The organism is Kribbella pittospori, assembly GCF_004331465.1.
Lineage (GTDB): Bacteria > Actinomycetota > Actinomycetes > Propionibacteriales > Kribbellaceae > Kribbella > Kribbella pittospori.
Genome location: NZ_SJKB01000021.1, coordinates 64044 through 88267 on the forward strand (window position 1 = coordinate 64044; position 24224 = coordinate 88267).

General features: G+C 63.9%; 22 protein-coding genes and 1 pseudogene. 17 read left to right on the forward strand and 6 right to left on the reverse strand.

Going from position 1 to position 24224, the window contains the following annotated elements; genetic code table 11:
• Window positions 1-67: 67 nt before the first annotated feature.
• Together E0H73_RS40050 and E0H73_RS40055 are read right to left on the reverse strand one after the other, a co-directional pair.
• Complete coding sequence (locus E0H73_RS40050; protein ID WP_131365578.1) at window positions 68-1549, reverse strand: restriction endonuclease; 1482 nt, start codon at window positions 1547-1549, stop codon at window positions 68-70.
• 454 nt (window positions 1550-2003) lie between these two features.
• Window positions 2004-2195 (reverse strand): hypothetical protein, encoded by a 192-nt coding sequence (locus tag E0H73_RS40055; RefSeq protein ID WP_131365580.1) that lies wholly within the window; start codon window positions 2193-2195, stop codon window positions 2004-2006.
• Between the two features lie 1793 nt (window positions 2196-3988).
• Between E0H73_RS40055 and E0H73_RS40060 the strand changes: the two genes are divergently transcribed.
• From E0H73_RS40060 to E0H73_RS40105, 10 genes are all read left to right on the forward strand, one after another.
• Window positions 3989-4858, forward strand: coding sequence for a hypothetical protein (locus E0H73_RS40060; RefSeq protein ID WP_131365582.1), 870 nt, complete (start codon window positions 3989-3991; stop codon window positions 4856-4858).
• A gap of 861 nt (window positions 4859-5719) precedes the next feature.
• Window positions 5720-6343, forward strand: coding sequence for a hypothetical protein (locus E0H73_RS40065; RefSeq protein WP_131365583.1), 624 nt, complete (start codon window positions 5720-5722; stop codon window positions 6341-6343).
• 74 nt (window positions 6344-6417) lie between these two features.
• On the forward strand, window positions 6418-7098 hold the full coding sequence (locus E0H73_RS40070; RefSeq protein ID WP_131365585.1) for a hypothetical protein: 681 nt from the start codon (window positions 6418-6420) through the stop codon (window positions 7096-7098).
• A 475-nt stretch (window positions 7099-7573) separates the two neighbouring features.
• Entirely contained in the window at window positions 7574-8191 is a 618-nt protein-coding gene (locus E0H73_RS40075) for a hypothetical protein (RefSeq protein WP_131365586.1), read from the forward strand.
• Entirely contained in the window at window positions 8191-8946 is a 756-nt protein-coding gene (locus E0H73_RS40080; protein WP_131365588.1) for a hypothetical protein, read from the forward strand. Before E0H73_RS40075 ends, E0H73_RS40080 begins: the two co-directional genes overlap by 1 nt.
• Window positions 8947-9987: 1041 nt before the next feature.
• Window positions 9988-10335 carry a hypothetical protein gene (locus E0H73_RS40085; RefSeq protein ID WP_131365591.1) on the forward strand — a complete coding sequence of 116 codons (348 nt, stop codon included), beginning with the start codon at window positions 9988-9990 and terminating at the stop codon, window positions 10333-10335.
• A complete protein-coding gene (locus tag E0H73_RS40090) occupies window positions 10319-11665 on the forward strand; it encodes a hypothetical protein (RefSeq protein WP_131365593.1) in 1347 nt (448 codons plus the stop codon). Before E0H73_RS40085 ends, E0H73_RS40090 begins: the two co-directional genes overlap by 17 nt.
• A gap of 386 nt (window positions 11666-12051) precedes the next feature.
• A complete protein-coding gene (locus E0H73_RS40095) occupies window positions 12052-13053 on the forward strand; it encodes a M78 family metallopeptidase domain-containing protein (protein WP_131365595.1) in 1002 nt (333 codons plus the stop codon).
• A complete protein-coding gene (locus tag E0H73_RS40100; protein ID WP_131365597.1) occupies window positions 13037-13252 on the forward strand; it encodes a helix-turn-helix transcriptional regulator in 216 nt (71 codons plus the stop codon). The genes E0H73_RS40095 and E0H73_RS40100 overlap by 17 nt, the downstream gene beginning before the upstream one ends.
• On the forward strand, window positions 13249-14205 hold the full coding sequence (locus E0H73_RS40105; protein ID WP_131365599.1) for a DUF3560 domain-containing protein: 957 nt from the start codon (window positions 13249-13251) through the stop codon (window positions 14203-14205). Before E0H73_RS40100 ends, E0H73_RS40105 begins: the two co-directional genes overlap by 4 nt.
• Here the strand turns inward: E0H73_RS40105 and E0H73_RS40110 are convergent, their stop codons facing one another.
• The 3 genes from E0H73_RS40110 to E0H73_RS40120 all read right to left on the reverse strand — a co-directional run bounded on the left by E0H73_RS40110 (window position 14206) and on the right by E0H73_RS40120 (window position 15455).
• Complete coding sequence (locus tag E0H73_RS40110) at window positions 14206-14580, reverse strand: hypothetical protein (protein WP_131365601.1); 375 nt, start codon at window positions 14578-14580, stop codon at window positions 14206-14208.
• Window positions 14581-14946: 366 nt separating this feature from the next.
• Window positions 14947-15213: a hypothetical protein gene (locus E0H73_RS40115; protein WP_131365603.1), complete on the reverse strand. Its 267-nt coding sequence runs from the start codon at window positions 15211-15213 to the stop codon at window positions 14947-14949.
• Window positions 15214-15263: 50 nt separating this feature from the next.
• Entirely contained in the window at window positions 15264-15455 is a 192-nt protein-coding gene (locus tag E0H73_RS40120; RefSeq protein WP_131365606.1) for a hypothetical protein, read from the reverse strand.
• 177 nt (window positions 15456-15632) lie between these two features.
• On the opposite strand from E0H73_RS40120, the gene E0H73_RS40125 reads away from it, so the two are divergent.
• From E0H73_RS40125 to E0H73_RS40140, 4 genes and pseudogenes are all read left to right on the forward strand, one after another.
• Complete coding sequence (locus E0H73_RS40125; protein ID WP_131365608.1) at window positions 15633-16358, forward strand: phospholipase D-like domain-containing protein; 726 nt, start codon at window positions 15633-15635, stop codon at window positions 16356-16358.
• Window positions 16359-16547: 189 nt separating this feature from the next.
• Window positions 16548-17435: a site-specific integrase gene (locus E0H73_RS47660; RefSeq protein WP_238164584.1), complete on the forward strand. Its 888-nt coding sequence runs from the start codon at window positions 16548-16550 to the stop codon at window positions 17433-17435.
• Window positions 17390-17608, forward strand: a complete 219-nt coding sequence (locus tag E0H73_RS47665) for a GntR family transcriptional regulator (RefSeq protein WP_238164587.1) — start codon at window positions 17390-17392, stop codon at window positions 17606-17608. The genes E0H73_RS47660 and E0H73_RS47665 overlap by 46 nt, the downstream gene beginning before the upstream one ends.
• 784 nt (window positions 17609-18392) lie before the next feature.
• A pseudogene (locus tag E0H73_RS40140) lies at window positions 18393-19714 on the forward strand (IS701 family transposase).
• Here E0H73_RS40140 and E0H73_RS40145 read toward each other — a convergent pair.
• Window positions 19711-20151 carry a hypothetical protein gene (locus E0H73_RS40145; RefSeq protein ID WP_131365612.1) on the reverse strand — a complete coding sequence of 147 codons (441 nt, stop codon included), beginning with the start codon at window positions 20149-20151 and terminating at the stop codon, window positions 19711-19713. The pseudogene E0H73_RS40140 and the gene E0H73_RS40145 overlap by 4 nt on opposite strands.
• Window positions 20152-20384: 233 nt before the next feature.
• Between E0H73_RS40145 and E0H73_RS40150 the strand changes: the two genes are divergently transcribed.
• From E0H73_RS40150 to E0H73_RS48520, 3 genes are read left to right on the forward strand one after another with little or no spacing between them, the layout of a single operon-like run.
• A complete protein-coding gene (locus E0H73_RS40150) occupies window positions 20385-22292 on the forward strand; it encodes an AAA family ATPase (protein WP_238164585.1) in 1908 nt (635 codons plus the stop codon).
• Complete coding sequence (locus tag E0H73_RS40155) at window positions 22276-23487, forward strand: McrC family protein (protein WP_131365616.1); 1212 nt, start codon at window positions 22276-22278, stop codon at window positions 23485-23487. The genes E0H73_RS40150 and E0H73_RS40155 overlap by 17 nt, the downstream gene beginning before the upstream one ends.
• 35 nt (window positions 23488-23522) lie before the next feature.
• Window positions 23523-24158, forward strand: a complete 636-nt coding sequence (locus tag E0H73_RS48520) for an 8-oxoguanine DNA glycosylase OGG fold protein (RefSeq protein WP_420323453.1) — start codon at window positions 23523-23525, stop codon at window positions 24156-24158.
• Window positions 24159-24224: the final 66 nt, after the last annotated feature.

Consider the following 24224-nt stretch of genomic DNA (forward strand, 5'->3'; position numbering starts at 1 on the left):
CAGGCCCGTACTGGCGGCTCAAGGCGAGTGCGTATCTGTATGCGTGACACGCAGATGCATCGCCGGGCTAGCGGCGATTTCCCGGACTCCGCTGCGGGCGGTTCGTCTGGGCATCTGGGCCGCGCGAGTGGCTGTGACGGGTGCGTTTGTCGTCCCAATCGGCTACTGGGCGCACGATCTGTGCATCTGAGGTCCAAGTCGATTGGGCGTGCCAAAGCCTGTATGCCTTAACCGGGTGTCCCCATGGATGCCATGAGCGGAGATGGCAGATTAGGTACTCGCTGCCTGAGACGTTCCCGTCTAACCAAGTGTTCCGCCGGGCGGGGGATCGCAAGTACCCCGGGTGCTTGATCACGATGCCGGCGACCCAGTCTTCCTCAGTTGGGTCGTTGGGGTCGGCGGGTTTGATGACAAACGCTAAGGGTTTGACGATTTTCCGCGGCGGACCGTCGGAGTGAACGGTGGCGATCGCTCTCTCGTCCTTTGGACGGAAGTAGACTGGCGAGCGGACATCGAATGTGTCGCACAGGTGCTTCAGCGGTGAGGTGTCGAGCGGGATCCCGGTCAGCTGGAACGAGATGTTCGTGTGGCCTACCCGTCGGCGCTCCGACGCCGATATCGAGCCGGTGAGAGTGTAGAGCCCGCCGTCGCAGACATCGAGGTAGCTGAACTCCTCGGTGTGGTGGAGTGATTTCACCGGCCGATACCGCTCCCGCCACGAGACGAGCTGGTCGGCGAAGGATCGGGTTCCGGATCCGTGCCAGTTTACGGTCCCCTGCTGGATGGTCCAGCGAGCTTTGGGAGTGGTCCAGCCGAGGTGCGTCAGTTCATGGATGACGGCTATCAGCTCATGCTCGTTCTCGACATCCAGGTCGATATCGGCCGACACCCCAACGCCACCGGCGGGAACCCAATCGATGTCGATCAGGTCGAGCGTGAAGATGAGAGGGCCGAAGTCACCACCGGAGGCCAGCACGTCGGTCCGTCGTCCGTCCAGCAAGACGAACTGCTCGTCCGACGCAGGCAGCGGATTGACCGGCGGCCTGCGCTTCGCTGGGATGTGGTGGACGCGATCGAGCTCGACCTCGCGATGGGTCAGCAGACTGGCTCGCTTCCGCCGAAGCATCCCAGGAAAGCTCTCGATGCCGTCGGCGACGGCGTCGAGTTCATTGCCGCTGATAAGCAGGACTGGCCGACTTGAGCGTTCTTCGACGCGCTTGACCACCGACTTAGAGAACCCGGCGTGACTGCAGAGGATGCCGATAACGTCCGATGGAGTCGCGTCGAGCCGAGTGAACAAGGAGTCGACGTCGTCGATCGTGGCACGAGTGCGTCGGTACTTCGTCTCAACCAGATAAACATCGTTCGATCGCTTCACGAACAGGTCGGTCTGTCGAGGTGCCGCAGCACGGGCGTGTCGCTCGACTGAGAAATGTTCACGCCGGAACAGACCTGCGACCAGGTCCTCGAACTCGTAGCCCGCGCGCTGAGGCTTGTCGAGTCGTTGAAGACGTCTTAGCTCATCCCTAAGGCTCAACTCGTTCGTCACAGACGCACGCTAGTCCACTAACTGCCTCCACACGGAGGGTCGAGGTTCATCCGGGGCCGCTCGAGGGAGGGCGTCAGGCTTGGCGACGCCGCATTGAGGATGCGGTGCGAGCTGTTGTGGGATCGATCGGCCGAGCTGGCTCCGAATGCGAGTCGGGCAGTGATCCGCGCAATGCAGGCGCGTCCTGCGTCGCTCCGCTCCTCGGACGCGCGCTATGCGCGCCCCAACTGACCCGCGATTGGCGGGAGGGCCGACGGCTCCGCCATCGTTACCCACAGATACGGTGGATCGGTGACGGTTTGTCGTGCCTGCGCTGTCGCTATCCACGGCATCAGTCTGGTGGTTAGGCTCGACCCTAGGCTGTCATTGGTGGCCGGACTGCTCGGTGTCGGACAGGGTTTCTCGCGCGAACGCTGGGCACTGACCTAGAAATGAGAGAGATGAGCGGACGGCTTCAGCGCTGGACCTCGGCTGAGCGATCAGCGATGCTGATCTCGTGGCGGTCGCTGATTTCGAAGAGAAAACCTACGAGTCTGCTTATAATCTCGAGCTTGCTTATGGCGTCGGCGCAAGCCAACTTGTCTTCTCTCCAGGGCAAGTCCTTGAGAAACTGACGGGGTTCGATGCTGCGCATGATCCTGGCCATGAACATCCAATCTGGCAAGTGCTTGGAGCCCCTCGTCCTCGGGGAGTGAGACTTGTTCCTGAACACTGGCCGAGTTTGGCGCCTAGGCGCGATCAGCTCCCGACATATCCGCTCAGTCTCATACTCCAGTTCAAGCGCGCCGAGTTCTTGTATGGATCGAGAGCCAAGCAATGGAGCCTCTGGGGTGGTGCCTACTATCGTTTTCAACGGCAGCGATACCAGCATCAGGTCCTGCGGAAGCTCGAGTTGGCGTTGGCGGGCCAAGCCGTCGTGCGTTATGCCGCTCCGGCATTTCATACGCTCCGAGAGCTCGAAACTGCTCAGATGCAAGTGGAAGTCATCGCGAGATCGGGGCACGTGTCACCTGAGGCGATGGGTAGGCACGCGGTTTGGACCTACCAGACAGCTGGAATGATCGGCAGGGGAAATCCAGCCGGGCCAGAAGTCATGTTCGAGTCTTTCGGCCAGATCCTTGAGGATCTTCTAGTCTTCCGCGATTCAGGTGAAACCGCGTTAGTCCCGTACAACGGCTTGGCTGCCCACCTCGCGGCAGTCGCAGAGGCATGTCGATCGCGGGCGCCCCGAGTGCGGCAAGCTGTTGCCGAATGGACGGGGAACCTCGACCAGGTGCCGTTACCGCTCGAGTCCGCCCAGTCGTTGGTGGACTACGTCACGATCCAAACCGTAATGTCGTGGTACAGAATGAGTTGGTGGCTCATTGACGGCCGGCCAGCAACTCACTAACAGCGCACCTCAGCCGGCTCCAGGATTGCTCATAGGTCGGCATGCCAAATTGCCGACTCGACCGTGGCGATGTACCAGACGCGGCTCCGGGTACCACAGGAACTGCCAGCGCCACTGAAACGACGCCGCCATGACTCGAGATCGCGCGTTCCTCAGCGGCCAGGAGTGGAGGTCCTAGCGCAGACTCGTAGCGTCGAGTCGCTGTCGTAGAAGCGACGCGAGTCGCCAGATAGTCCAGGGCATCATCGAGTGTCGCTGAGATCAATCTTGTACCCCGCGGGGTACCGGCGGCAGCCCCAGCGATGATGGACCTATGGCCTTGCTGGTCGTCGACACGAGCAGATTTGAGATCCGCCTTTCGCGTTGTCTCATTGAAGCGTTCATCATTAGGCGTAACCGGTCTTGCCGCACAACCCCGCTGATGCACTTGGCCTCGTGCTTGATGTACTTGGATGCCTCAAGAACCGCCTGCTCCCAGTGGCCGTCGTCAAAGAGATGCCGCTCCGTTCCAGGGAGGTGACAGCGGATGTTCCGCCCATCGAACGGGTGCGGCTCGATGCGCTCGAGATTTTCACTATCAGCAGAGGGAGAGGCCATTGGTTGTGCGGCGATGGAGCGCACGGCGTTCTCAAAGCGGTTCAGCGAATGACTCAGGACATTAGGTGCTTCTTGATGCTGACGAGGATGGCGCCATGCGTCTTGGTGTCACCGTCAGGCGGAAGATTGACCTCGGTTTGGACGGTCAGACCGACATCCTGCCGTTCTCTATGTTGCTGCTGCCAGTTCCACGTGATCGCCCTCATCCAGAGGTCGCGCCCGGCCGTACCTCGGCATCGTCTTCTCTGCCGTCTCACCCGACGCGTCTCCGGTCTTTCTTGCTCGGAGCTCTACGAGCGGCCGGAAGGTCGCGCTGATCATCGGACCTGAGGAGTTGCGGTTGGCACGGAGACAAGTCGCGCAGCGAGTCACAGATCGGGATGTCAGCCGAGTCGCAATCCAGTACATCATGTGCACATGTGCCACATGATGACATGGGGTACTCTGGAGCAATGCAGGATGAGAAGGTGGTCAAGATCACGCTGACGGGCAAGATCAGCTACAGCGACGACATCACGGTGATGCAAGCGGCGCAGATCGTGGCGCTGATCGAAGACGCCGGAGGGACGTATCAGCCAGTTGTGCCGCGAGGTGGAGGCGGTCTGCTGGGAGGTGGTGATCGCGGACATCTCACCGAGGGTCCGACGTTGAACCGCGGCGGACAAAGCCCTCGGGATGCTCTGGATTCGTCGGGCGCAAAGACCAATCCTGAGCGGATCGTCGCTCTGGCCGTACACCTCCACGCCACCGATGGTGCTGACACGGTGTTGCCGGATGACATCAAAGGCTTGTTTAAGCGGACTCGCGAGGCGACGCCGAAGAATTTCAGTCGCGACCTGGGAGAGGCGGTGCGCGTCGGCTGGCTCGATGGCAATGACGCCGACGGGTACTACGTGACCAGAAAGGCGCAAGACGTCCTGGAGGAGGGGTTCGAGTCTTTGCGCGCTTCGCGAGCTGCCAGCCGGTCATCGGGCAATCGTGGCGGATCAACGAGGCCGAGCTCGACGCCAGAGGCCTTTGCGGGTATTGATGAGATCGACGGTGAGCTGCCAGGTGTCATCAGTTACCACAGGGTCAAGAAGCGGACGGAGAAGGTCTTGTGGGCGTTGGCCAAGGCAAAGGAGCTCGGCGTCGCGAGCATCACCGGTAAGGACCTGTCTTGGCTTACCGACCGTCTTGGCGACGGCATCGCGGTCAGCGACATGACCGCCAATTACCGGTCCCTCAACAAGTCGGGCCTAGTGAACAAGAGTCTCCAGACCAAGCAGATGCGCATTACCCCTGCTGGTGAGGAGCGCCTGAAGAAGTTGTCGACGGAGTAGTGAGGCGTCCAGCCAGCGGGCACTCATCACATCCCGTGCCACCGCTATCGACCCGTCGCTCGCCAAGCAGCGATCGAGGAAGCTGAGGCACGGTTTGTTGACGCTCAGGGGTGCGTCGGACGCGGTGTCGACGCCGCCCGCGATGTTGCCATCGTTCGTACCGCCGTGCCCGACTCGTCGGTTGGAGATGCCGATCTCAGTAGCGGGCACAGTCGATGGGAGATCGGACGCGCGAGCCTGTCCGGCTGGGAGTGACGCTCGAGCATGCCTCAATCATGTTGTCGGCTGTCGCGTGGTCGGCGACCACGACGTCGGCCCGTGTGATGCTGCGCGCGATGATCGATGCTGGGTGCAACACGCGCGTGTTGACCGAGATGGCCAAGGGTATGGGACGCTCGGAGATACCGACCTCGTCCAAGCCATCAGGGACACTTCGACGCTGTCATGCCGCGTGATCGGCGCAATCCTGTATCGGCAAGAGCTGGTCGAGCATGCGCCGGCGCCATCGATGACGCGACCCGCGCCGAGTGCCGGGCGGGGGTGCATCAGATTGAGTTGCTGCAGACGATTCCTGATGGTGGGGAGGGGGTCGCTTAGAAAATCGACTCGGACCAGTGCGCACATGTTGCGGTTTAGGTCGGCGGCCAAGCTTGCGCGTGGTCGGGTGTCGCGCCGCTGGTCTATGAGTCGGCCGGCGGGCGAATGCGAGAAGCAGCATGGGAACAAGCCGTCGGCTCTGCGGGCCGGATGCACGGGACGCGCCACGCCGGAAGCGACCCGGTTCGCCGTGCACGGGGCTAGGGCGCCGAAACGAGCAGTCGTATGCGACGATCAGCAATGGACGCGCTTTAGGAGGCCTTGATGTCCGCTGCAGAGCTTGATGAGCTGCTCGATCGCATGCCACAGATCGCCGAAGTCGTTGAGAAGTTCTCATCCGAATCCGTTCAGTCCGAGGTATTCCGCGCCCTGATGAGTGCATTCGGCGTCGCTTCGGGACCGTCCGGTGAAGCCGACGCCGATCCTGGTGCCTTGGCGGTTGATCCGCTGCCGCCCTCAGGCGCCGCTGGCGCGAAGTCTGTGCAGTCTGCCGCAGGACCTGCACAGAAATCTCCGACGAAGAAGGCCTCGGGCGGGAAGGTGAAGCAGACCTTCACGATGGACAAGACCCTCGACCTGGTGAACGGTGGCACGCCGCCGTTCAAGGAGTTTTCGGAGTCGAAGAAGCCGGCGTCGGTCGTAGAGTGTTTGGTGTCCGTTTACTGGTTGTCGCGGTTGACGAAGGTCCCTGCGCCGGTGACCGTCGATCAGGTCTACACCTGCTTCAAGGTGGCGGGCTGGGCTGTACCGACCGACCTGGTCAACACGCTTCAGCAGGCTGGCACCAAGGGCTGGCTCGACACGAGGAAGCGAGACGACCTGAAGGTCGTCGTTCAAGGTGAAAACCACGTCGAGCACGAGATGCCCGCGACGCCGAAGGGTTCCTAGCCGTGGCGCGAACCCTGCTTGAGTTCGTTCATCCCGTGCTCGGGGGCAGTCGTCGAGATCTATGCCTTGCGGCCATGTATTACCTGAAGATCGAGCAGGATACCGACCAGTGCACGGCGACAGAGTTGAAGGCAGCCTTGGTGGCGGCGCGCGTTCCGAAGGCCAAGACGTTGAACGTTGCCGATGTTCTTGGCAAGTCAGGTCATTTCGTCAGTACGAGCGAGAAGACCCTGACTAAGGTCAACCTTTGGCACCTCACGGAGTCCGGCATCGCACATGTCCGCATTGTGCTGGGTGTCGAGGACGTCACCGAGATCGAGGTCAAGAACGACATCTCAGTCATACACTCGGTGGTTGCCGGTGTCACCGACGAGGTTGTACGGAGCTACCTGGAGGAGTCAGTTCTTGCATACGGAGTGGGCGCCTTGCGGGCCGCCGTTGTGTTCTTGTGGTCCGGCGCAATCCGCCAGCTTCAAGACAAGGCGCTCGGGATGGGTGTCCCCGCACTCAATGCAGCTCTGCTGAAGCACGATCCAAAGGCCCGCCATGTCGGCAAGATCGAGGATTACTCCGGCGTCAAGGACGTCGTACAACTGCTGGCCTTCCGCGAAATCGGTCTGATCGATAAGGGCGAGTGGGGAACGCTGCAGGAGGGGCTCGACCTCCGCAACCGGTGCGGCCACCCAACGAAATATAGGCCTGGCGTCAAAAGGGCGTCGGCCTTCATCGAAGACGTTGTGGGTATCGCCTTCTAACTGCGGTCGTGACGCTCCGGACGCGAAGGCCCGATGACGACAGAGGCGAGAGGCTCGTTCTGACTGATCGGCCCAGAAGACGTTGCCGTGCTCGCAGCACGCCGTGAACCATCCCAGGGGGACTGCCTCGCGCAGGTCGTCTGCTGGCTGGCTGGAGCGACCGAGGTGAGCTCAACGATTACTTGCCCAGACGACGGTGCTAAATCAGCTAGCTGAATCGAGGGGTGGTTCTTGGATTGACCGAGACAGAAGTCAGCTAGCGTCGGCGGAGCGCCCTGGCAGGCGAATATGTCATGGCTGGCCGCGAGATCCGACTGCTGGAGCCTCAGATCCCCGAACGGCGGCTTCGAGGCTCCAGCCTCAGCCCGGCGACTTGCTAATCACGGGCGGCGTGCGAGTGCGAAGCTTTGGGCCCGTGTGTGCCACCATATTCCGACAGGTCGCCCGGGGGAGGGCGCCGAAGAAGGGTGATCTGATGGTGGAGGACAATTTCGACCGGCTCCTGAAGGCGCTGCCCGAGATCGCGACTGCGGTCAATGGATTCGACTCGAAGGAAGTACAGGAGCAGGCATTCGCCGCTCTCATCAACTCGCTCGGCGTGCGTCCGGCCGACGTGGCCAGCATTGGTTCGCGGGGCGGCGCCGGCTCCGGCGGCGAGAAGCCCGGGGACCCGGCGGACGGCCCGGCTACCGAGGATGGTGTGCCGGCGAAGAAGGCGGCGAAGCCCAAGAAGGCCCCGTCGACCAAGCGCTACTCGCCAACTCCGAACCTCAACTTTGCCCCTCAGGGAAAGCAGTCGCTGGACGAGTTGATCGCCGACAAGCAGCCGACCACTAACCACGAGAAGTGCCTGCTGGCGGTGTACTATCTCTGCGACGTGATGGACCGGAAGACATGCAACACGAACGACGTTCTCGCGGTCTTCCTGCACGCCGACTGGGATAAGCCCTCGCATCCGGACACCACGCTTCAGGCGACCAAGAGCGTGCATCACTGGATCGAGACCAGTGACATGGACAAGATCACCGTGCAGTGGGCCGGCACGAAGTACATCTCGGACAAGATGCCGAAGCAGCCGAAGGCCAAGAAGTAGTGGCCCTCGACGCGACGACCGCCCTGGGCCAGCTTCCCGTTGGCCTGCGCGGGGAACTCCTCGCAGAGTTCGACCTGATCACGCGCAACTATCGCGAGGGCCGGTGGGGCCCTGCTGAGCTGTATGGCGGTCGGCTCGCCGAGGTTGTTTACACGATCCTCGACGGGTACACGTCCGGCGGGGCCTACGCCGCCACCGCCGGCAAGCCGCGGAACTTCGAGGGCTCCTGCAAGGCACTGGAGAATAGGACGGCGTACCCAGACTCGGCGCGGCTCACCATCCCGAGGGTGCTCGTCGGCCTGTACGACGTCCGCAATCGGCGGAACGTGGGGCACGTCGGCGGCGACGTCTCCGCCAACCACATGGACGCGGAGCTCGTCCTGGCGACGGCCAAATGGATCGTCGCTGAGCTCATCCGCATGTTCCACAGCACGGATGTCAAGACGGCCGCGGACGTAGTCGACGCGCTGGTCGACCGGACGCTGCCCGTCATTTGGGAGGTCGACGGCGTCAGGCGCGTGCTCGACACCTCGCTGTCGCTATCGGACCAGACCCTCCTCCTGCTGTACTCCGAGACCGGGGCGGTCAGCGAGATGGATCTCGCGAAGTACCTGGAGCAGGACAGGCTCCCGAACTACCGGCGCGTCCTCGACAAGCTGCACAAGGCGAGGCACGTCGAGTGGAACAAGGCCACCGGCATGGTTACGCTCGGTCCGCCGGGCAGAGAGCACGTCGAGGAGCGCCTCCTGAAGTAAGCAGCTCGCGGGCGTTTCGCTGGCCTCGCGGCCTAGTCGTCCTCGCAGCGGCCAGTTGGCGCCGGTGGGTCCGCTCAGGGTGGCAGTTGGAGGACGTCACGTCGCACTTCTTCATCTCGGCTCGGATTGCCTCCAGTGCCCGTTGCTGCCGGTCCGATGAGTGCCTACGATCAGTCGTCAGCGCAGGCAGCCGACGCATCGCGTTCGGCTGACTGGTCAGGAATCGTCAGAACTCATTCGCGGGACGCCGTGCGCCATCGGTGAATCGAACAGCAGTTGGAGTTCGTCCGGCGAGCGTGGGCGCAGACCCGCCACTATCACCGGCGCCTGGCAGCCAGACGCTAGTCTCCGCTTCTTTCGACCTCGTTCCGGCGGGGCGGATACCACCGCCGTCCTGAACGGCAACTACCTCAGCGAGATCTGTTGATCAAGGCAAATGACTGCTCCGTCACAGCTCCGTGAGACGATGACAAACGACGATCACGGCCGAGCAACACTGTGATACAAACACGCAGGTCAGGCCCGGATTCGTCGCCTTGCTCGCGAACTAGGCGCGGGGCTAGAAGAGATCTACACCATCTTCGAAGTGCATCGAGGCGGCGCCTTGCGCAGAAGCTGGTGTTGCATGCCCCGCTGCGAAGTTGGTCGGCACTAACATCGCCCGTGGTTGATCGGGCGGACGCTGCTCGTGTCCACGCCGGCCCACTGCGATGGGCTGATCTACCGACTTGCCATGCATCAATTCCCGGCGACCCTCGCGGCTGGCGGGAGCAGTTGTCCCCAGCGGGGAGCGACGGCAGCGATGCGTGTCGATGCGCGGCAACAGCCCCGCCTCATCAACTGCCTGTGACTCCTTCCCGCGTTGCCGTGGCGCTGGTGGGGACGCGCGCAGAGAAGTTGCGGTCGGCATCCGTTGAGTTGCTGTGGTCGGGGCAGGGTCAGGTGCCTTCGGTAAGTACGGCGCACGCGCTGGGAGCCGATCGGGAGCGGCCTGCAGCGCCGGACCACGTGACCAAGCAGCGCGCGGCGGAAGGATTCAGGGTGAACAGGAAGTTGTCCAAAGGCGACGAGGTTCTGCAACGCATCGTCGATCTGGTTGTCCGGACTGAGGCGACTGTCGAGGCGCTCGAAGCGACAGCCAGTGATGGTCGGTGGGCTATGACGGCGTTCAGCAGGTATCGGTTGTGCGAGTTGCTTGAGATTGCGCCGTACGCGTCGAACGACGGCGAGCTCGCGGATGATCCAGTTGCACTGCTCGAGCAGGCAGCACTTGCGGTCGAGGAACTTGACGTGCCGATTGAGGAGCTCAGCTGGCGGCTCGCTCTGGGAGACGCGGTGCGCACCGCGGCTGCGGACATCCGGATGGTGCGAGATGCGCGCGACGTATGAGGATCTGCTTCGCGCCGCGCGGCGGACCGCGGTGAACGCTCACCTGAACGCCGTTAGCGACGGGCCTGAGCTCATTACGGACTGGGAAGTCGTGCTGGCGGCCACTGTGAGGCACCTGCGTTGGCTGCGTGGCGGCCTCGTGAGCATCGGGCACGCGGATCAACGCCTGAAGGGGTCCGACAGCCCGCTAGGACGTCTGGCTACGGCGATTGGAGCCGGAGCGGACATGCTTGCCACTCAGGATCCTGCAACGGTGAGCGCGCTGGACCAGCGTGAGGATCTGGCGGCCGCGAGAGCTGAGATCGGGGCGATCGCACTGATTGGTGCGAAGGTTGTACTGCGAAGCATCCATGTCGGCTCTCCAGGGTTCCAGCAGTTCCTGACGGTTATGCTCGAGCTTGACCACCTCGCGCGTTCCGACACTCGGCGGGCCGGCCTCGGAGCGCTTGGCGGTCTCACCGCGGGAGGACCACCAGTTCCAGGCGATCGGCTGTCGCTGATTTCGTGGCACGCGGCGAGGTGGGAGCGTGCGCACGACGCCGTGCCGGCACGGACTCTACTGACCCGGGACCTTCGCTCGACGACTGCACAGCTGCGCACGGTCTGCGGCCACGCATGGCACCTGGCCAGCCATCTACGCAAGGCTGCTACAGCCGACTTGGATACCTGTCAGCGTCTGGACCTCGCCGCCCTCATGAAGGCACTGCGTGCCTTTGATACGGGTGCTGCGGTTGTCACCGACGCCTGGCGGCGCCGGGTGTCCGATGTTGGCGGGCGAAGCAACGCACCCGCCGAAGTCGTGTTTCTCGAGCTGCAAGCCACACTTGCCGGCGTCGTTCGACACGACCGACGGCTGCTGTCGCCCGACGCGCTGGTGCCGAACGGACGAGTTGCTGCAAGGCTTCTGGATGTCGTTGATGAGCTCATGTGGTCAGCGGATCAGGTTGCGCGGAAGCAGCAGGAAGCGGTCGCAGGCCTGATCCTTCATGGTCGCCTCTTCGTTCCCCAGCGGGAGGCCAAGATGCTCGAAGTGGCCTACCCGAGTCGGCGAGGCCGAACTGGGATGCATCCGCGGGCTCGGTGGGTGCGGACGAACCTGCCGAACCATTTCGAACAGCTGACCGACGCCTTGACCTGGAGCTCCGAACATCTGGGTGTCGCGTCCGAGATCGCGCGTCGTCTGACGGGTACGTCGAACCACGCCCGTCCGGCGGGCAAGCGACATGGGAGGATCCCTGCCCCTTACCTCGATCCCACGACCTTGCGTCGGGCGGTAGCCGGCCCTGGATTCCCGGATCCAGGACAGGAGCCGGTGGACCTCGTCCGTTGAGCAGCTGTCGTCCCGATCTTGCGGAGGTGGCTGTGGGCAACGAACCAGTGAGTGCCGAGGACCTGCACCGGGTGCTCGAGACGGAGGTCGGCAAGATGAGAACCGGAGCGGACTGGAGTAGGTGGCTTGATGTCGCAGCCCTGTTCCCGAGATTCGGCTTCGGGAACATCGTTCTCATCAACCTGCAGATGCCACAGGCGAACTGGGTCGCCCGCGCGCAGGCGTGGGAGAGGTTGGGACGCCGAGTGCGGAAGCAGCACGCGATCAGGATCCTGGAGCCGATCCTGTCCCAGACTGCGATGGCCGCAGCATTCGAGGCGGCGAACCGGAACGTCGCGGCCGACGGGCGGTTCCAGAAGACGCTGATCGGATTCCGAGTCGGGAGCGTGTACGACGTCACGGATACGGTCGGTCCGCCAATCCACCTGCCGCGCACGCCAGCCCCGGGTAGGCGGATAGTGCCTAACGGGCTGTGGGACGCGTTGGCACGAGAGGCATCGACAGGCGGCTTCACAGTCGGGGTTCAGCCGATCGGAGATGCCTCTGAGGGGTTCACCGACTACTTCGCCAAGCAGATCGTGGTTGCAGATCATTTGGATGACGTCACCGCTGTCGCGCGGCTGGCGCACGAGGTCGGCCATATGCGCATGCACTCGGCGCCGGACATGCACGGCGCCGAGAGCATCACGTGCCGCGGCGTTCGCGAAGTCGAGGCTGAGTCAGTGGCCTACGTCGTGCTTGCACACCACGGACTCAGCATCGAAGCCTCATCGTTCGATTACATCGCGGGCTGGGCGAGGACGGTCGAGCCAGAGGAGCCGGCGAGCGTGATCAAGGCGACAGGTGCCCGGGTCGTCAACACAGCCAGACAGCTCATCGACTCGACAGACAGGTACCTGAAGGCCATCGGACGCCGCTTCCGCCAGTCGCTGCGCGACCCCTCGAGTCTGCCTTCCTCGCGCCTGACGTCGACGGCCCGGCGCTGTGACCTCGGAGGAGTTGGTCGTGTCATGGGAGCCAGTGAAAGGGTCGCCGCGCTGCAGCGCGCGCGTCAGCGCCAGGCCAGGATCGAAGTGGCGACCGCCCGCACGATCAGGGCGCAGGCCTCCCTGGACCGTGCAATCGAGGCCAAGGCGCGAGCGATCGAGCAGTACGACGAACGTGTTGCCAACGCCGAGGCGGTGTCAGCCGCGGAGGCAGCCGAGTTGGCCAATGTGTGCGGATCGGCCGAAGCCGCCGCCGAGATTCTCGGCTGGTCGGTTCGCGACCTTCGACGGGTGGTCAAGGCAGAGCGGGAACGACGGACCCAGCCCACCGCTTCGGCTCGGGATCGTGTCGAGCATCGGGCCAAGTCGAGCGGTGGAGGTGCTGATGTCGGCAGCACATGACTTTGATCCTTTATGGACCATTGACCAAGTTGCGACGTACCTCGGCGTACCCAAGCGGACCCTCTATCGCTGGCGAACGCTCGGCTACGGCCCGCCGGGCAGGCGGGTTGGCCGGCACCTGCGTTACCGCGCCTCCGACGTTATCGACTGGTTCGCGAGCCTCGATGACCACCTCATGGACGACAGGTGGGAAACATGAGTGGCCAGATCGAAATCGTTCACACTCGTGCCGAGGGCACGCTCGCTACGGGCACGCGAAGAGGCGACGGATCGGCGGAGATCTTGAAGGCCAACAACTGGCGGTGGTCTCGTCAGCTGGAGGCGTGGTATATCCCGCGGTCGCGTGACCAGTTGGCCAAGCCGGCGGTGATCGACGCCACAGCGAATGCACTCAGAGGTGCAGGCTTCGACGTGACTTTGGAGGTCGACGATTCCGCGTCCCGATCCGTGGAGGAGCGAGAGGCTGACCGCGATTCGCGCGCCCGAGCACGGTCGGAGATGTTGCAGAATCGCGCTCAGCGTCGAAGAGATGCGGCAGACACGGCATGGGAGGCTTCGCGACGAATCGCCGACGGCATCCCGCTCGGGCAGCCGATACTCATCGGCCACCACTCGGAACGGCGCCATCGCCGAGAGCTCGAGCGCATTCAGAACCTGGCCAGCAAGTCGGTGGGGGAGTCTCGGGCCGCGGAGACCGACCAGCGCCGGGCTGATTCGCTGGCTGGCGCCACAGAGGTGCGGTACTCCGTCAGATCCGTCGGACGCCGCATTGGTCGGCTGGAGGCAGACCTCCGGAAGCTGCAGCGTCAGCTGGAGGGCTACACCCGGGTGATCGGGCACTACGAGGAAGTCCATGCACCGGCAACAGGAGAGTGGGCCGACCGCCTCAAGCTGCAGCTCGCGGATCTCGAGGCCCAGCTTGACTACTGGGCAGGAGTCCGCGATGAGCTGGCTGTGAGTCATCCGACGTACTCGCACGAGACCGTCAAGAAGGGCGACTATGTGCGGGTGTCCGGCATCTGGCGCAAGGTCGAGCGGGTGAACAAGAAGACGGTCAGCGTCGAGACCGGTTACTCGTGGACCGACCGAGCGGCGTACCACGATCTGACGGGACACCGGCCGGGTGAGGAGATGGACGGCCCTCAGCTGTGATCACATCAATATCCCGTCCAGGATGTCCGTCGAACACCGCGCCGACAGGGTCTTGGGTCGGTGGGGCTGCCAGGAGGTCAGGTACGGGGCGGCGGTCAGCCAACGAACGCGGCCGGTTGCCTCGGTGTAGGTGCCGAGGGCAATCATCCAGCCAGATGATCCGGCGATGACCTGACCGCCCGCAGCCTTAACGCCATCTGGTGTCACGGATCCCGGCTCGACGAAGAACTGCCAGCGTCTCGTCGCCGGTGCAAGCGCCGTTGGGTATCGGGAGTTGAGGTGGGCGTGCAGTGGCGCGCCGAGGTGTGCGGGCAGCTCGAGTACGTCGAATTGCCACGTAAGCCACGCGATCGACCAGCGGCCGTTGGCGAACACAGTCTCGACCTGCCGTGCGGTGGCGAGCACTGGAGATGGGCGATCGGCAAGTGAGGCTCGACGCAACTGACGAGCCTGCAGCCACAGCGTCCGCCGTACTGAATTGCAAGACGCGCGATCGGCCAGCCGTGGTCGACGTACCGGAGTGCCTCTCGCTGTAACGCTCAAGACGTCGTCGCGCTGTCCAGCTCCGCAGGTCAACCACGACGTTGGCCATTGTGATACTTCCCCTCGATCGGGTGGAAGGTGGAGCCCTCGCCCGCGAGACGCGCAGGGGACGCTCGGGGGATCTCGCGGACGAGGACTCCATGAAGTGCGCCCGGCCCTTCGGAACACCTGCAGGGGTGGGCTTCCGCGCGCACTCGCTCAGGGTTCGGCGACGATGACCTCAGCCTTTGCCACCTGCTGAAGAAGGTCGTACTTCGATCCCCTGAGATCCCAGCGACCCAGATGTGCCTTGGTTGGGATGATCACCGCGGGCACATCGAGGTGTGCGAGCGAGGCAAGCAGCACGTTGAACGCTTCCGGGTCAGTCGGAAGCTCCTCGACATGCACCGTGCCTAACGTGCGCCCGTGCCGCCTGGCCACCTCCGCCAGATGGTGCTGCACTTGACCGAGCTCTACATCGTTCATCCCGGGATACCTGCGGACGTAGCCAGGAACCACCGGGAGCCGCCTCGGGATCATCGCTCAGCGACCTGGTGAGGCATGGAGACTGGTTCGATCGTCACGGGCAACCCGAAGTACCGCCGACCGATGGCCTGCGCGAACGCCGTACCCAGCTCGGCGGCAGACGTGCGGTCGATGATCGCTAGCTGCCCGAACCACACTCGCACACGGACCAAATGCCCCTCATCGGCGGTTGTCTGGCTCACGTTCGCACTCCTTGCTCAGCTCCGGAACCGGCCCGACGACCCGCCGAGCGTGTTCCAAGACTGTCCGCGGACACGCGGACAGCAGAACCCTGTCTGCGGACATTTACGGACATTTCGTGTTACGGTCCGACCAGACATTTACCGACATCTACGTGCGGGTAAGGATTGGCGATCCGAGTGAACGAGGTGCTCCGGCGCGCGATGTACGACGCGAACCTCACCGAGCTGGACCTGTCTGTGAAGCTCTCCGTCGACCCCAAGACAGTGCGCAACTGGATGCGCGGTCAGCTACCCCATCCTCAGCGTCGCGGAGCCCTCAAGCGACTCCTCGGCGTAGACGAGGAGACAATCTGGCCCGAACTGCGAGAGCAAGCAACCAAGAGCCGGCCAGCTGAGCTCGCCGGTATCTATCCGCGCCGAGGCGCAATCAGCCAAGAGACTTGGCTGTCCCTCTTCGACGCAGCGAAGTCCGAGATCGCGATCCTCACCTACAGCGCCTTGTTCCTCGCCGAGGACCCTCGCATCGTCCGTCTGCTCTGCGAGAAGGCCGCCCTCGGCATCCAGATCAAGCTTGCACTGCGCACTCCAGATGACCGGAGGCTGACCGACGCGCGTGCCGAGGCAGAGACCGGCGAAGCAGCGAGCGCACAGATCCGCAGGTCGCTACTCCTCTGGCGCCCTGTCCTACATCACGAGCGCGTCGAGCTGAGACTCCATGACGCGGTCCTGTACAACTCGATCTACCGTGCGGATGGCCACCTGCTGGTCAATCAGCACGCCGTTGGCATCCCTCCGGCCGACTCGCCGGTCTATCACTACCGCCAGACCGTAGAGAGCGAGATGTTCCGGTCCTATCAGAACAGCTTCGAGGCAATCTGGAGGAGAGCACGTTCGCACCGCTGACCTCTGGCTCCCCGAACCGACAAGGCCGGGCACGTCTGTGACGAGCACCAGGGCAAGTCGTGCGCCCCACCTAACCCCAATGGGGGCAGGGCGTGTCGACGGGCTTGCAAGCCTCATCGGTGCGTTCCGCTGGGGCCATCGACCATCCGGCAAGTTCATTGGATCCTCAGTGGCGCGTTCGACCGCGGCGTGAAGTGGAAGTGGATCAGCGTCAATCCCGCCGCACAGGCCGACAAGCCCGCGACGCCAAAGCCGGACCCGAAGCCGCCGACCGCCGCCGAAGCGGCACTGCTGATCAATGCTGCGTACGAGATCGATGAGGACTGGGGCGAGTTCCTCTTCTCGAAGGCGACGACCGGCAATCGTCGCGGCGAGCACTGCGCGCTCCAATGGGTGCACTTCGAGGACACATCAGTTCCTGATGCCCCCGGGGTAGAGGCAGATGCGGCTGTCTTGGCCGTGCGCCAGGCTCTCTTCAAGGCCGAGGATGGGTCCCCTGGTATCAAGGACACGAAGATCCACCAGCAGCGTCGGCAGGTACTCGACGGCGAGACGCGTCTACTGTTCCGGGCACGCCTTGAGCGCAAGACGGTCGAAGCGGCCAAGCTCGGCATCAAGCTGTCACCGCTGGCCTTCATCTTCTCGCCGGATCCGGACGGTCGATCACCGCTCAAGCCTGACACGGCGACGCAGAAGTTCGCGCGGATGGCTGCTCGACTTGGTGTGGATGCCGACCTGAAGAACTGGCGACACTACAACGCTACGGAGCTCATCGCAGCGGGCATCGACCTCAACATCGTCGCCGGGCGACTCGGACATGGTGGGGGAGGAGCAACAACCCTCAAGTCCTATACAGCCTTCCAATTCGAGCGATCCCAGCGCGCTGCCGAAGCGCTCATCATCCGAATGCCGGCCAGGCCCGGAGCGAAGCGCGACGACGATGGCACGCCGGCGCAAGTACTACAACTGCCTCACGCCGACGACACGGACCTGGAACATACCGCCGCATTGCAGCCGACCTGCGAGGTGCGATCACCAGCGGGTTCGCCACGCCAGGTAGCCCACTGCCAACCATGAAGACGCTTGCCGCCCGCTACGGCGTATCTGGTAGCACCGCACACCGCGCCGTGGCTCTGCTCGTCGAGGCAGGCCTCGTGAACGCATCCCGCGGCGTACGCGCGACGGTCGCGGCGGCTCCTGAGGAGCCTCAGTCCACCGTCGCCTCGAGCCAGGTGACTCACGCTGGATGAGCCACCCCCCGTCCATTCTGGACCGGAGACGTCGAGTCTGTTGGCCGAAGGTACCCGCCAACGGTGCCAGGATGTCGGGCGGCGCGACGAATTGAGAGTCGTTGCCTACCGCGCGGCAGAATGCCGCGGCGCGGGGTACGCCGTTGGTGGCCTCCTTGCCGAGGCAAGGCTGTACGACGTCACGCCTGGGACGTAGCGATCCGCCGTGGTCAACCGCGACCGAGCTACCGGTTTCACGTTGCTCGGCAGATCGGGGGATTCAGCTGTGGTTTCCTAAACCATGTGCCGCAGGTTCGAATCCTGCCGGGGGCACCTACCAAACGTGCAGGTCAGGGGATGATTGGGCGCAGAGAGGCCCATGAAGAACCGGCGGTCGTGGGGCCAAACGTGGGGCCGAAGTCGTGGGGACTCGTGTTGCCTGCAGTGGATACAGCTCGAAGTCGCTCCTTCCTCGTCCGTGGTGGCGGATAGCTTGGAGTGGTGGAGTTGACCTCTGGACCCGGCCGACTGGGGTCCGTACGCCAGCTCGTGTCCTCGAAACGACGTCGGCCGCGTGTCCGGCCTCACGCCGGGAACTCGACAGACGCGTCATAACGCGGGCCGCGTCATCAGGAAGTCCGCGACCACGTCCGACGGACGTGAGCCTCAGAGGTTCGGCGCTCTCGCGGGTCCCCATGTTCTAGTACTCCAGCCGTAGTTTGTGATCTGGCGGTGTGGCGGTCCCGGACGTAGCGCAGCCACCGGTTGATGATCTCGGGTTGTGTGGACTCAAGACGGTCGCGCGGTGGCTGCGTGCCATAGCGTAGACCCTGATCGGTGGCGGCGTGGTTTCGATGAGCGGGTGGGGGGGGTCGGGGCGCGGTTCGGGCGGGTCGAGCCGCGTCGGCGGGTCGGGTTGTTTCTGCTGGGGTTGTTGGCGGGGTTGCCGCGGGCCAACTGCTGGACGATCGCGGAGCATGCTGGGGAGACCACGCCGGACGGTATGCAGAACCTGTTGTCTCGGGCAGTCTGGGACGCCGACGCAGTGCGTGATGACTTCGTGACTACGTTGTGGATCACCTCGGTGAGCCCGGTGCGGTGCTGGTGGTGGATGAGACCGGTGATCTGAAGAAGGGCACCCACACGGTCGGGGTGCAGTGTCAGTACACCGGGACCGCGGGCCGGATCGAGAACGCCCAGGTCGGGGTCTACCTGGTCTATGCCGCCGCGGGCGGGCATGCGTTCCTCGACCGGGCCCTGTATCTGCCGAAGTCGTGGACCACGGATGCTGACAGGTGCCGTGATGCCGGGGTTCCTGGCGACATCAGGTTCGCCACCAAGCCCGCGCTTGCGCGGGAGATGATTGCCCGCGCGCTGGATGCCGGTGTCCCGGCGGCGTGGGTGGCCGGCGACGAGGTCTACGGAGCCGACTCCAAGCTGCGTAGCGCTTTGCAGGAACGCCGGATCGGGTATGTGCTGGCGGTGGCCTGTGACCATCAGATCACCACCGGGGCCGGCAAACACCCGGCCAAGGCTCTGGCGCAACGGCTGCCCGCGCGGGCCTGGAACCGGCTCAGCGCGGGCATCGGCGCGAAGGGCCACCGCTGGTATGACTGGGCCCTGATCGACATCCCGGTCGAAATCGCGGGCGGTCAGGCGTTGCTGGTGAGACGCTCGATCAGCACCGGTGAACTCGCGTTCTACCGCTGCTACACACCTACGCCCATGCCGCTGGCGAGGCTGGTCGCGGTGGCCGGGCGCCGGTGGACGATCGAGGAATCTTTCCAGGCAGGTAAGGGATTGACCGGGCTGGACGAGCACCAGGTCCGCCGCTGGACCTCATGGCACCGCTGGACCGTCCTCGCCATGCTCGCCCACGCGTTCCTCGCCGTGATGACTGCCACCGCGCGAGCCGAAACCCCTTCACCACAAGGGCTCATCGCGCTCACCACCAATGAGATCCGCCATCTGTTCAGCCGACTCGTCGATCACACCCAGCCCGGCATCCGGCACCTGCTGCACTGGTCGCGATGGCGACGCCGCCACCAAGCCCGCGCACGCGAATGCCACCACGCCGTCAGACGGTCCAACTCGCCTGATCACGACTACCGCTGGGCTGGAGACTAAGTGGTGGCTGGGTGCGCTTTGAGGTGGTGAGCGGTCAGGAGAGGGACGGTGGCGGCTGCAGTAAGACCCAGTCCGACGATGGCATACCTGGCGAGTTCGGGCTGGGCTACGAGAAGCAGCTTGTTCGCGAGGATCCAGACGGCGAAGAGCCCGGTGAGTCCCATCGCGCCGGCCAGCGGGAACATCCGGTCAGGTCGGGGGAAGAGGCTGACGATCGCGACAGCAACCAGCGGCAGACTGAGGGCGTAGTACGGCATGTAGACGAAGAAGTTCATCCCGAACCGGCCGGCCGCCTCGAGCTCACCCCAGGCCCTGATGTCGGGCCGTGAGAAAACCAGCCCGTACCCCAGCACGCTCCACGCTGTGGCCACCATCAGCGCGGTGAGCACCTTGAAAATGAGCCGAAAGACTCCCGGCGTCGATGACGTCGCGCGCATCACACCACTCTCCCTCAAGGATCAGTGTCTGAGAATTCTGCCCTTTGCACGGAGGGCGAGGTGAGCCTGGGACAACAGGAGCGCCAGCACCCTGATAACGAACTACGGCTGGAGTACTAGAGAACCCGCATGCCCGGCTGCTGGCCGCCGAGGCGCTAACTCTGCTGCTTGCGCCATTTAGCGACATTGTGGGATCTACAAAGCGGGCGCAAGTCCGCGCGCCGCTTCTCACCGTGACCGACCCACCGGGTTTGCCTCTGCGGATTTCAGCTGACCTCGAACACGGGTTCGTCCCGGGCGGCAAGGCGCTGAGTGCGGACCCCGTTGCGATGCTGCGTTCGTTCATCTCTTTGTTAGAGCAGTGGCATGGGCAGCCGGCCGAGCGACGGGTGCGCGCATGGGAAGACCCCTGGGAGTGGCGCGACGTCATGGCAACGGTCACAGGTGTCGACGAGCGGGTTGTGGCCCTGCTGAGTGTCGTCGTCCACCCCGGCTCCTTCACGACCCTCCTGCGGGGCGAAGACCGGCAACGGGTTGTGGACTCTTTCGCAGACCGCCTCGACCATCGCACCGGAGATCTCGACCACGACCTTCTCAGCGTGGCGCTGGTGCTGCAGGCCGAGCAGGGCGGACACGGGGTGGACCTGTACGCTCCACCGCTCGTGAACGTCTGGAGCGGCACCGTCGCGGTGGGCGGGGCATGGCTGGTCCGGGGACAGGTCGAGCAGCGCGACTGGGTCCCCACCTGGGCGAGCCAAGGCATCATCACACTGACCGTCGAACGATTCCGACAGATGCCAGCCCAGCCCACACAGGCTGCGCTGACTGCCCTCGTTGACGAGCTCTACGGAGACATGTCGGTGGTCAAGCGGGAGGCAAAGAAGCGAGACGTGCTCGCCTTCACGCTCGGCATGCAGCCGGACGACCTCGTCGCCACCGATGACCATGGTCTGCTGCGGCTGGGCCGGATACTGAAGGGGGAAGCGACACTCAGTTCCATCGACGGGACGACGGCAATAACTCGACCTGTCGCGTGGCCAGCCAAGCAGGACACGAAAGTCACCGACCTGCAGAGCATGGTGAGCAGCCGGCTTCGCTTCAAGGGTGAGGATGTCGTCAACATCACCGAGGTGCTGGACGAGCTGGAATCGCTGCACGCCGGTGACCAGGTCCAGCCTGTGGACGAAAGCGAGGAAACGGAGGTCGACGGCGCCGTATCGCCACTCCCCAGGCCGGCGGTTCTGCGGTGCGACACGAAAGCCCTCGCATTTGAGTTGTACCACGCCGACGACAGCTGGCTGGTTGAATTGCTCGACAGCCTCAACGAACGTCGTCAGGTCATCCTCGAAGGCGCCCCGGGTACGGGGAAGACGTACCTGGCGCACCGACTGCTCGCCGCCTGCGGGCTGACCCCGAATGAGCAGGCCCTCGTGCAGTTCCACCCGACCTATTCGCATGAGGACTTCGTTGAAGGCTTCCGGCCCACTGACAGCAAGGACAGCGGTGCCAGGCTGACGGTCGTCCCCGGGCCGCTCAAGCGGATTGCGGAGGAGGCAGCAAAGGCCCCGGACAAGCCGCACGTGCTGGTCATCGACGAAATCAACCGCGCCAACATCGCGAAGGTGTTCGGTGAGCTGTACTTCCTGCTCGAGTACCGCGACGCCGAGATCGAGCTGCTGTACAGCGACGGCAAAGAACGCTTCAAGCTGCCGGAAAACCTGTTCATCATAGGCACGATGAACACAGCTGACCGGTCGATCGCGCTGCTTGATGTGGCGATGCGACGCCGGTTTGTCTTCCTCGGCATGGAAACGAGCGAACCTGCACTTCAGGGCGTCCTGCCACGCTGGTGTGAGGCGAACGGTTTACCGGTAGCACTCGCCAAGCTGCGTGAGCGCATCAACGCGACGATGCGCGGACACGGACTGGAGGCGGCGTTGGAGTTCGGGCCGTCGTACTTCATGCGACCCTCTCTCCGCGATCCGGTTGTGCTCAAGCGGCTGTGGCGTCGAGACCTGCTTCCGATGCTACGAGAGCACCACTACGGAGACGACATCGCCCTGTCGAGCTACCGGTTCGACGAGTGGTGTGACGAACTCGGGCTCGCCCCGGGCAAGGACGGCAGTGAACCGCCACAGTGACCTCGAGGCGCTCCGAGAGGGGCAGGTCCTCGAGTCCGTCGCGCTGACGCGCGACGAGGCGGCGGCGCTCAACAGCACCGATCTGGTCACTGTTCAGCCTGGCGCCGACGGATGGCGAGTGACCGCGGCCCATACGGTTGGAGCCATTCGCTGCGGCGACCTCGTCATCCGAGTCCGCCCCAAGATCGGTGCCCTGCAGGTGCTTCGACTCCTCGCCCGAGCTCATGGCGTGGCCGGCCTCAAAGTTGACGAGCTTCTCATCGGCGTCGCCGAAGACCCGGACATCACCGCGGTGCTCGCGCTGCTGTTCGCCGAGGAAGCATCAACAGCGATGGCGGCCGGGCCCATGCGTGGCTACCGCACCGAGGAGCAGACCCTGTCGGTGCTGCGCGGACGGCTGCGGCTGAGGGACCAGGAGCTGCGCCGTTTCGGGAGGCTCGTCCCCCTAGAGGTCACCGTCGACGAGTGGACCACCGACACCGACGAAAATCGCCGCATCAGAGCCGCTTGTCGCCGCCTCCTACTCTTTGCCGACGCCCCACAATCGACCCGCGATCGCCTAGCGCACCTGGATCGGCTGCTCGCTGACGTGTGGCTCGTTCCCAGGGGCGCACTCTTGGCGCCATGGACCCCCAGCCGGCTCAACACACGGCTGCATCGGCTGCTGCACCTGGCTGACCTCGTCCTCGATCAGGCAACGGTTGAGCACCGCGTCGGTACCGTCGAGGTGCATGGGTTCGTTCTATCCATGGCGTGGCTCTTCGAACGGCTCATCCAGCAGCTGCTGACAGAAGCCAGCGGCATGGTCCGCGTCATGGCGCAGCATCCCCGACCTCTGGACATCCAGGCTCGCCTAACGATCAAGCCTGACCTGGAGTTCACGGACGGCGCACGAGTCGTGGCCGTCGCCGACACCAAGTACAAGCTGCTCGACGAACAGGGGAAGTTCCCCAACGCTGACGCCTATCAGCTCGTCACCTATTGCGCCCGACTCGGGCTCAAGGTGGGCCACCTCATCTACGCAGCGGGCGAACCCCGTCCGGAACCCTTCGACATCGACGGTGCCGAGATACGGCTCATCATTCATAGTGTTGATCTGCAGCAACCAGTAGCCAACCTTGAATCGCAGGTCGAGACGCTCTTCGACAACATCGTCACCGCGACTGAGCAGCAGTCCTCGCATTGGAGGTCGTGATGGATTCACCCGACCAGGGACTTGACCGTCTATCGATGTTGCTCAATGCGCACGCTGTGAGCGGGAGTCGGAGGCAGAGACCGATCCCGTGGCCTAGAGGTCGGTGGCTGTCTTGGCTTCCGCAGCACAAGGACGTCATTGAGCGTCTTCCGTCATCGTTGGACCGTACGGCCGTCCGATCGACAGCCGAGTCGCCAACAACCAGTGACCAGGCTCTCGCTGGGTTTCTAGCCGCGATGATCTGGGGCTTTGGTAAGAGCGGCTACGGGCCTTGGCGCGTCTGCCAGGCGTTGACGGGGCGCCCAGATCTGCCCGTTGTCTTGCTCGAGGCCGCCAAGGCCGCGTCCGTGGACCCCGTCGCAGCCTACACAGTCGTGGCCACACATCGACCACCTCGGATCGGGCCGGCATTTGCGACAAAGTACCTATACTTCTGCGTTCCAGAGTCCAGTGAATCCCCTCTGATCCTCGACCGCCTCGTGTCTGGGTGGCTACGAGAGCATGCTGGAGTCCACATCAATCCGGTGCCGTGGTCGGCTTCGACCTACCGTCGCTATCTCGGTTTGATGAAGGCATGGGCCGACGAGCTCCACTCTTCCCCGGCACTGGTGGAGGAGTTGATCTTCCGCGACACGGCAGGCGGACAGTGGTCGGATCCCTTGACGTTGTAAGTCACCACTTGAAGGCACTTGGTCACGTTCTGGCGCACACGGCGCAAAATCAAGACCCGCCGGACC

Bases quoted from the DNA above. Each gene is read 5' to 3' on its own strand.
- E0H73_RS40090 (WP_131365593.1), top strand. From the start codon at position 10,319: ATGCGCGCGACGTATGAGGATCTGCTTCGCGCCGCGCGGCGGACCGCG.
- E0H73_RS40055 (WP_131365580.1), bottom strand. From the start codon at position 2,195: ATGGCCAGGATCATGCGCAGCATCGAACCCCGTCAGTTTCTCAAGGAC.
- E0H73_RS40115 (WP_131365603.1), bottom strand. From the start codon at position 15,213: ATGAACGATGTAGAGCTCGGTCAAGTGCAGCACCATCTGGCGGAGGTG.
- E0H73_RS48520 (WP_420323453.1), top strand. From the start codon at position 23,523: ATGTTGCTCAATGCGCACGCTGTGAGCGGGAGTCGGAGGCAGAGACCG.
- E0H73_RS40060 (WP_131365582.1), top strand. From the start codon at position 3,989: ATGCAGGATGAGAAGGTGGTCAAGATCACGCTGACGGGCAAGATCAGC.
- E0H73_RS40145 (WP_131365612.1), bottom strand. From the start codon at position 20,151: ATGCGCGCGACGTCATCGACGCCGGGAGTCTTTCGGCTCATTTTCAAG.
- E0H73_RS40065 (WP_131365583.1), top strand. From the start codon at position 5,720: ATGTCCGCTGCAGAGCTTGATGAGCTGCTCGATCGCATGCCACAGATC.
- E0H73_RS40105 (WP_131365599.1), top strand. From the start codon at position 13,249: ATGAGTGGCCAGATCGAAATCGTTCACACTCGTGCCGAGGGCACGCTC.
- E0H73_RS40100 (WP_131365597.1), top strand. From the start codon at position 13,037: ATGTCGGCAGCACATGACTTTGATCCTTTATGGACCATTGACCAAGTT.
- E0H73_RS40075 (WP_131365586.1), top strand. From the start codon at position 7,574: ATGGTGGAGGACAATTTCGACCGGCTCCTGAAGGCGCTGCCCGAGATC.
- E0H73_RS40070 (WP_131365585.1), top strand. From the start codon at position 6,418: ATGTATTACCTGAAGATCGAGCAGGATACCGACCAGTGCACGGCGACA.